This window comes from Nocardioides sp. 31GB23, from assembly GCF_040012395.1.
GTDB lineage: Bacteria > Actinomycetota > Actinomycetes > Propionibacteriales > Nocardioidaceae > Nocardioides > Nocardioides salarius.
Window position 1 is genome coordinate 19,727 of record NZ_JBDYKJ010000064.1, and the last position, 8,112, is coordinate 27,838.

Genomic DNA, 8,112 nt, shown 5'->3' on the forward strand with positions numbered 1-8,112 from the left:
TCAGTACCTCGCGATCTCGTGCAGCTCGGCGACGACCTCGTCGACCTGGGCGATGGCGGCGCGCTCGAGCACCTTGCTGATGCTGGGCGAGGCCTCCGCGCCGGTCACCCGGCGCACCGGGGCGTCGAGCAGGTCGAAGAACCGGCGGGTGATCTCGTCGGCCAGCCACCCGCCGTACGACGTGCCGACGGCGCCCTGCTCGGCGATCAGCACCTGGTTGGTCTTGGTCAGGCTCGCCTCGATGGTCTCCCAGTCGATGCTGGCCCGGTCGAGCCAGCGCAGGTCGATCACCTCGGCGTCGACCTGGCCGAACTCCTCGACGGCCTGCAGCACGTACTGGGTCATCCCCAGGTAGGTCAGCACCGTCACGTCGCTGCCCTCGCGGCGCACCGCGGCCTTGCCGACCGGCAGGCAGTAGTCGAGGTCGTCGACGGGGCCGGGGCCCTTGGAGGTGTAGAGGTCGACGTGCTCGAGCACCACCACCGGGTCCTGGCAGCGCAGCGCGGTGTTCATCAACCCCACGTAGTCGTAGGGCGTCGAGGGCGCCACGATCCGCCACCCCGGCGAGGTCGCGAAGATGCCGGCCGGGTCCATCGAGTGCTGGGAGCCGTAGCCGGTGCCCATCGCGACCTTGGAGCGCAGCACCAGCGGCACCGCGCCGGTGCCGCCGTACATGTGGCGCGCCTTGGCGATCTGGTTGAACAGCTGGTCGGCCGCGACCCACATGAAGTCGGCGTACATGAACTCCACGACCGGCGTGCAGCGCCCGTCGATGGCGATGCCGCCGGCCAGGCCGGCGAAGGCGTTCTCGGAGATCGGGGTGCCCAGCACCCGGCCGGGGAACCGGTCGGTCAGGCCGCGGGTGGCGCCGTTGGTGCCGCCGTTGAGGCGGTGCACGTCCTCGCCCATCACCACGATGCCCGGGTCGGTCTCCATCCGGCGTCCCATCACGGCGGCGACCGCCTCGATGAAGGTGGTCTCCTCGGTGGCCACGCCCTCCGCGGAGGGCGCGCCCTCCATCTCGGAGAGGTCGCCGCGCACGCCGACGTCGACGAAGGTGGGGTCGGGCCACTCCGCGGGGCGGATGCGGCGCTGGCCGGGCTTGCCGTCGGGGTCGGGCTCGAGGATCACCTCGCCGAGCTCCTCCATGACCGCCTTGGCCTGCGAGCGGGCGCGGGCCAGCTCGTCGGCGTCCATCAGGCCGCGCCGCTCGAGGTGGCCGGCCACCTGGGCCAGCGGGTCGCGCTCGCGCCAGGCCTTCTCCTCGGCCTTGTCGCGGTAGCCGAACGCCGAGCCGGCGAAGCCGCCGTTCTGGTGGAAGAAGCGGTAGGTGTCGACCTCGACGACGGTGGGGCCCTCGCCGCGGCGCATGTGCTCGACGGCCTCGCTCATCGCCAGGTAGACCGCGAGCGGGTCCATGCCGTCGACCTTCCAGCTCGCGATCGCGAAGCCGGGCCCGCGCCCGGAGAGCCGCGGCTCGGCGGTGGCCTCGTGCACCGAGGTCGACACGGCGTACTGGTTGTTCTCGATGAAGAAGCACACCGGCAGCGCCCAGGCGCCGGCCAGGTTCATGGTCTCCAGGGTCGAGCCGATGTTGATCGCGCCGTCACCGAAGTAGGTCACCGAGACCGCGTCGGTCTCGGCCTGGCGGTGCGACCACGCGAAGCCGGCCGCCTGCGGCACCCCGCCGCCGACGATGGCGTTGGTGCCCATCGCCCCGGCGTCCTTCCACTGCAGGTGCATCGACCCGCCGCGTCCGTGGGTCCAGCCCCGGTCGAGGCCGCAGATCTCGGCGAGCGTGCGCAGCAGCACGTCGCGCAGCTCCTCCGTGGCCGGGGCGAGCGGGTCGAGGCCCTTGGGCTCGATGTGGTGCAGCGCCTTGGCCAGGAACTGGTGGTGGCCGCGGTGCGAGCCGTTGACGGTGTCGGCGCTGGTCAGCGCGAGCACCGAGCCGACCGCACCGCCCTCCTGGCCGATGGAGGAGTGCGCCGGGCCGTGCACCAGTCCGGCGGCGGCCAGGTCGAGCACGTACTGCTCGAACGTGCGGATCCAGACCAGCTGGGCATACATCGTGCGCAGCAGCTCGGGGCTGGCGGCGTCCCAGTCGTCGGTCGTGGCCACCAGCTCGGTCCACGGTGCGGCGGGCAGCAGGGGGTGGTGCTCGGGCATGTCGCCTCCTTCGGCTCGAGACGCAGCGTGACACAGGATTGGATCCAAAATCTAGAGATACGACCCTGGACATGCCTCGATCTGAGTGGTTTGCTCGCTTTTGGCGCCAATCAGCGTCGAATCGTCCGACGGAGAGGAGGCCCACGTGCCGCTGCCCGGTCTGCGCCGCCTCGACCACGTCGGCTTCACGGTGCCCGACCTCGAGGAGGCCCACCGCTTCCTGGTCGACGTGCTGGGCTGCGAGTACCTCTACTCCCTGGGCCCCTTCGCCCACGACGACAGCGAGTGGATGAGCGAGCACCTCGACGTGCACCCGCGCGCGGTGATGGTCGAGAACCGCTGGTTCCGCTGCGGCGAGCAGGCCGTCCTCGAGGTCTTCCACTACTCCTCCCCCGACCAGCAGGTCGTGCGCCCGCGCAACAGCGACGTCGGCGGGCACCACCTGGCCTTCTACGTCGACGACCTCGACGCCGCGGTCGAGCACCTGCGGGAGGCCGGGGTGCGGGTGCTCGCCGGCCCGACCGCCAGCCGCGGCCCCGCCGAGGGCAACCGCTGGATCTACTTCCTCGCCCCGTGGGGGATGCAGATGGAGCTGGTCAGCGCGCCGGGCGGCAAGGCCTTCGACCGGCAGGATGGTGCCTCGTGGACGACATGAGCACCCAGAGCCCTGAGACCGGCGAGACCAGCGAGGGCAACGGCAGCGCCGCCTCGACCCGGGTGGCCGCCCAGCTGCGCGAGGCGATCCTGCGCGACGAGCTCAAGCCCGGCGAGCGGATCCGTCAGGAGGAGGTCGCCGCCCGCTTCGGCGCCAGCCGGCTGCCGGTGCGCGAGGCGCTGCGGATGCTGGAGTCGGAGGGCCTGACCCAGCTCGAGCCGCGCAAGGGCGCCCGGGTGACCCGGCTGAGCCAGCACGAGGTCGAGGTGGTCTACCGGATGCGCGAGCGGCTCGAGCCGCTGGCGCTGGTCGAGAGCCTGCCGAGCCTCACCGACGCCGACCTTGCCCGCCTGCGCGACATCCAGGACCAGATCGAGGCCAACGACGACCTCGAGCGCTTCCTCGACCTCGACCGCGAGTTCCACCTGCTCACCTACAGCGGCTGCACCCTCGACCCGCTGGTCTCGATGGTGGTGCGGCTGTGGAACTCCACCCAGCACTACCGGCGCGCGTACGTCGCCCTGGGCGGCGGCAGCCGGATGTGGGTCGTCAACTCCGAGCACCGCCTGATCCTCGACGCGATCGAGCGCCGCGACCCCGTCGACGCCGAGCGCTACCTCGAGGGCCACATCCGCCGCACCCGCATCGAGCTGGGCAACCACCCGGAGGTCTTCACGTGAGCGACCCGACGACCGTGGACGTCAACGGCGTCAGCGTGACCCCGACCAGCGACGGCGACACCCCCCTGCTCACCGTGCTGCGCGACGAGCTGGGCCTGCTCGGCAGCCGCTTCGGCTGCGGCCAGGGTCTGTGCGGGGCCTGCATGGTCGACGTCGACGGCACCGCGATGCCGTCGTGCCAGACGCCGCTGTGGCAGGTCGCGGGCCAGCAGGTCACCACGGTCGAGGGGCTCGGCACCGACGGGAGCCCCCACCCGGTGCAGCAGGCCATCCTCGACCGCCAGGCCGCCCAGTGCGGCTTCTGCCTCTCCGGGATCGTGGTCGCGGCCGCCGCGCTGCTCGCCGAGGAGCCCGACGCCGACGCCGACCGGGTCGCCGAGGCCCTCGACCGCAACCTGTGCCGCTGCGGCGCGCAGCGGCGGATCATCGACGCGGTCCTGGCCGCCGGGGGTGCCCGGTGACCACCACGACCGCGGGCGCCCCCGCCGCCACCCTGCCCGCCCACGTCGCCGAGAATCCGCGCCTGGGCTCGTGGGTCACCGTGCGCGACGGCCTGGTCGAGGTGCACCTCGGCAAGGTCGAGCTCGGCCAGGGCATCGTGACCGCGATGGCCCAGGTCGCCGCCGACGCGCTCGGCCTGCCCACCTCGGCGATCCGGATGGTCGCCGCCCACACCGCCACCGGCCCCGACCAGGGCCTGACCGCCGGCAGCCTCTCGGTGCTGCAGACCGCCCCCGCGTTGCGCCACGTGGGCGGGGTGGTGCGCGCCCTCGCCGGCCCGGCCCCCAGCGGCGCCGAGCCGCCGACGGCGTACGTCGACCGCATCGGCGCGCTCGACCCGGCCACCGACCTCACCACCCAGGTGCCCGCCGGCCCCGCGCCGCAGGTCGCGGTGGGCCGCGACGAGCCGCGCCTCGACCTGCCCGACAAGGTGCTGGGCCGCCCGCGCTACCTGGGCGACCTGCGCCCCGAGGGGCTGCTGCACGGTCGGGTGCTGCGCCCGCCCTCGCCCACCGCCCGGCTGGCCACGCTGGCCGACGACTGGTCGGCGCCCGGGGTGCGGCTGGTGCGCGACGGCTCGTTCCTCGGCGTGGTCGGCGAGCGGGAGGTCGATGTCGACCGGGCACTCGAGCGGCTCGCCGCGGCCGCCACCTGGACCGAGCAGGACACCCTGCCCGACGAGGACGACCTGCCGGCCTGGCTGCGCCAGGGCCCGCACGAGGAGATCGAGGTCGTCGACGAGGACGGCGCACCCGGAGCCACGAACGGGGCCGGGACCGCCACGCTGACGGCGTCGTACTCCAAGCCGTTCCTGGCCCACGCCTCGATCGCGCCCAGCACGGCCCTGGCGCGGTGGGGCGACGACGGCTCGCTGCACGTGCACAGCCACAGCCAGGGCATCCACGCCCTGCGCGACGCGCTGGCCGCGGTGCTCGGCCTCGCCACCGACCAGGTGGTGGTCGAGCACGTCGAGCAGGCCGGCTGCTACGGCCACAACCCCGCCGACGACGCCGCCCTCGACGCCGCCCTGCTGGCCCGCGCCGTGCCCGGGCGACCGGTGCTGAGCCGCTGGAGCCGGCCCGACGAGCTCGCCGCCGGGCCGCTGTCGCCGCCGGCGACCGCGACCCTGTCGGCCGAGCTGGTCGACGGCCGGATCACCGGCTGGAGCCACGACGTGTGGAGCCTGGGCCACAGCTCGCGCCCCGGCTTCCGCGGCACCCCCGGGCTGCTCGCCGGCGCCCACCTGGCCGAGCCCGTCCCGCTGCCCGACCCGACCGACCCGCCGCTGGTCGCCGGCGGCGGCACCACCCGCAACGCCGTCCCCCTCTACACCGTCGGCCCGCGCCGGGTCACCGGCCACCGGCGGCTGCAGGCGCCGCTGCGCACCTCGGCGATGCGCGCGCTGGGTGCCTACCTCAACGTCTTCGCGATCGAGAGCTTCATGGACGAGCTGGCCGAGGCCGCGGGCGCCGACCCGGTGGCCTTCCGGCTCGCCCACCTCGACGACCCGCGGGCCGCGCACGTGCTCAAGACCGCCGCCCGCCTCGGCGACTGGCACGACCCCCTGCCCGACGACGTCGGCCGAGGCCTGGGCCTGGCGCGCTACAAGGACAAGGGCGCGTGGTGCGCGGTGGTGGCCGAGGTCGCCGTCGAGGCCGACGTGCGCGTACGCCGCCTCACCGTGGTCGCCGACATCGGCAGCGTGGTCAACCCCGACGGCGCGCGCAACCAGCTCGAGGGTGGCGCGACGCAGGCCACCAGCTGGACCACCAAGGAGCGGGTCCGCTTCGACCGCCGCCGGGTCACCAGCACCGACTGGGAGACCTACCCCGTGCTGCGCTTCGCCGAGACCCCGCTGGTCGAGGTCCACCTGGTCGACAGCGACGCCCCGTCGCTGGGCGCGGGCGAGGCCGCCCAGGGCCCCACGGCGGCCGCGATCGCGAACGCCGTCCACCGGGCGCTGGGGGTGCGGGTCCGAGACCTGCCCCTCGACGCCGCCGCCGTGGTGCGGGCCATCGAGGCCGACGACTGACCACACGACCAGACGACCCGAAGACCGACAGAGGAGACCGCATGCCCCGCATCAGCTACGTGCCGATGGACCAGATGGACGACCAGATGCGCGCCGAGATGGAGCGCTGCGCCCGCGACGGCACGCCCCGCCCGGAGAGCTCGGCGGTGCGCGCGCACTCCCCCGAGGTCTTCAAGACCTTCACCGACTACTGGCACGCCACCTTCCGCTCCGGCGAGCTCGACCACGCCATCAAGGAGCTGTGCCGGCTCTACATCACCCGCACGACCAACTGCCAGTTCTGCGGCAACCAGCGCTCCTCGAGCGCCGCGCTGCCGGAGTACGCCGACGACGACCTGCTCAACTTCGAGGACGCCGAGTCCTACGACGAGCGCCAGAAGGCCGCGCTGGCCTACGCCCAGGCGATCGCCTGGGGCGAGCAGGACCTCGACGGGCTGTGGTCGCGCCTGCACGAGCACTTCACCGAGACCGAGCTGGTCGAGCTGGGCTGCTTCGTGGCACTGACCTTCGGCCAGCAGTCGTGGATCCGCCTGCTCGGCATCGGCCACCAGGAGTACGACGTCGAGGGGATCGCCTCGACGAGCGGACTGGCGCCGGGCGTGGCGCGCGCCTGAGCGGCCCGCGGGTCGGGGGAGGCACCGCTCTTCCCGACCGGGGCTCCGCACGACCGCATTCGTTTGCAGCATTCGACTCGTTGAGGCGCCTGTCGAGCGGTCCTCGCCGCCGGCCGGAGTGCCACCCGCAGGGGTGGGAGGCACACCGGCCGGTTCGTCGCGCCATCAAGAAGTCGAGCGCAGGAAGGCCCTGTCCAGCATGTGATGGCAAACACATCTAATTGCCCGAATCCGTTGACACCCCCGAACCCGCGGTGCTTCACTTTCGGTGCAATCGATTGTAGTTCTGCTGGGTGTCAGCGTCGGGCTCAATCGACCTGAGGAGAGAGAGGGTCTCGTGACACGACGAAGCATCGGCTCGAAGCGAGTAGCAGCAGTCCTGAGCATCGGAGTCGTCCTGATGGCGGCTGCCTGCTCCGGCGGCGACGACGACGACGCGCAGGGCGCGGACGGATCGAGCGGCAACGGCCAGCTGAAGGTGAGCATGCCGGTCATCCCGCCCAACTTCGTGCACGTGATGCCGTGGGTGGCCCAGGACCAGGGCTTCTACGACGACTTCGGCGTCGACGTCGAGCTGGTGAGCCTGGACTCCGGCGTGACCGCCCTGCGCGGCGCCGAGGCCGGCTCGGCCGACATCGCGGCCGTGCCCACGCCCACGCTGATCAACGCGGTCGCCCAGGGCGGCTCGGCCAAGGCGTTCTACACCTACTCGCCCAACCTCGACGTGCAGATGGTCGTCAGCGAGGACATCGGCTCCTGCGAGGAGCTCGAGGGCCAGGTCGTGGGCGTCGACGAGGTCGGCGGCTTCGCGGAGGTGCTGACCAAGAAGTTCTACACCTCCTGCGGCCTGACCCAGGACGACGTCAAGTACGGCAACTTCCCCGGCGCCGAGGGCCAGGCCATCGCCCAGGGCCAGGCCGTCTCCGGCGTGCTGCACATCGACGAGGCGGCCGGCGTCATGCAGCAGTTCCCCGACGCGGGGCTCAAGTCGCTGGTCAACCTGTGGGAGGTCGTTCCCGACTGGCACTACGCCGGCTACGCGGCCCCGACCGACCTGCTCGAGGAGAAGCGCGACGAGATGGTCGCCTTCACCGCGGCCAACATCGCGGCCAACGAGTTCATGAGCGACTCGGCCAACAAGGAGGCCGTGCTCGACACCGCCGTCGAGGTCACCGGTCTGGACCGCGAGATCCTCTCCGACACCTACGACACGTTCCTCGAGGACGGGCTGTTCCCGAGCGACAACGGCTACCCGCAGGACATGGTCGACTACACCGCCGACCAGCAGGTCGAGCTGGGCAACATCGAGGAGGGCGACAAGCCCGCCTACGAGGACCTGGTCGACACCAGCATCTACGAGGACGCCCGCGCCCTCGTCGACGAGCAGTCCTGATCCGCGAGGGGGTGGCCCGCCCGGGCCCCCCCCGCCCCCGGGGGGGGGGGGGGGGGGGGGGGGGGGGG

7 protein-coding genes are annotated in these 8,112 nt (G+C 72.8%); 6 read left to right on the forward strand and 1 reads right to left on the reverse strand.

Translation table 11 applies throughout. From position 1 onward, the window contains the following. A complete protein-coding gene (locus ABKW28_RS17895) occupies positions 1-2,169 on the reverse strand; it encodes a thiamine pyrophosphate-dependent enzyme (RefSeq protein ID WP_348612139.1) in 2,169 nt (722 codons plus the stop codon). A 145-nt stretch (positions 2,170-2,314) separates the two neighbouring features. On the opposite strand from ABKW28_RS17895, the gene ABKW28_RS17900 reads away from it, so the two are divergent. The 6 genes from ABKW28_RS17900 (at position 2,315) to ABKW28_RS17925 (ending at position 8,044) form a co-directional block, all read left to right on the forward strand. After that, positions 2,315-2,824 carry a VOC family protein gene (locus ABKW28_RS17900; RefSeq protein ID WP_193669598.1) on the forward strand — a complete coding sequence of 170 codons (510 nt, stop codon included), beginning with the start codon at positions 2,315-2,317 and terminating at the stop codon, positions 2,822-2,824. Then, positions 2,821-3,504 (forward strand): GntR family transcriptional regulator, encoded by a 684-nt coding sequence (locus tag ABKW28_RS17905; RefSeq protein ID WP_348612149.1) that lies wholly within the window; start codon positions 2,821-2,823, stop codon positions 3,502-3,504. The genes ABKW28_RS17900 and ABKW28_RS17905 overlap by 4 nt, the downstream gene beginning before the upstream one ends. After that, the gene (locus tag ABKW28_RS17910; RefSeq protein ID WP_348612141.1) at positions 3,501-3,965 is read left to right on the forward strand and encodes a 2Fe-2S iron-sulfur cluster-binding protein; all 465 of its coding nucleotides are present in this window, start codon (positions 3,501-3,503) and stop codon (positions 3,963-3,965) included. Before ABKW28_RS17905 ends, ABKW28_RS17910 begins: the two co-directional genes overlap by 4 nt. Beyond that, positions 3,962-6,037, forward strand: a complete 2,076-nt coding sequence (locus ABKW28_RS17915) for a molybdopterin cofactor-binding domain-containing protein (protein ID WP_348612143.1) — start codon at positions 3,962-3,964, stop codon at positions 6,035-6,037. The genes ABKW28_RS17910 and ABKW28_RS17915 overlap by 4 nt, the downstream gene beginning before the upstream one ends. 41 nt (positions 6,038-6,078) lie before the next feature. After that, complete coding sequence (locus ABKW28_RS17920) at positions 6,079-6,651, forward strand: carboxymuconolactone decarboxylase (protein ID WP_348612145.1); 573 nt, start codon at positions 6,079-6,081, stop codon at positions 6,649-6,651. A 337-nt stretch (positions 6,652-6,988) separates the two neighbouring features. Continuing rightward, complete coding sequence (locus tag ABKW28_RS17925; RefSeq protein WP_348612147.1) at positions 6,989-8,044, forward strand: ABC transporter substrate-binding protein; 1,056 nt, start codon at positions 6,989-6,991, stop codon at positions 8,042-8,044. The last annotated feature ends 68 nt before the right edge of the window (positions 8,045-8,112 follow it).

Bases quoted from the DNA above. Each gene is read 5' to 3' on its own strand.
- ABKW28_RS17905 (WP_348612149.1), top strand. From the start codon at position 2,821: ATGAGCACCCAGAGCCCTGAGACCGGCGAGACCAGCGAGGGCAACGGC.
- ABKW28_RS17920 (WP_348612145.1), top strand. From the start codon at position 6,079: ATGCCCCGCATCAGCTACGTGCCGATGGACCAGATGGACGACCAGATG.
- ABKW28_RS17895 (WP_348612139.1), bottom strand. From the start codon at position 2,169: ATGCCCGAGCACCACCCCCTGCTGCCCGCCGCACCGTGGACCGAGCTG.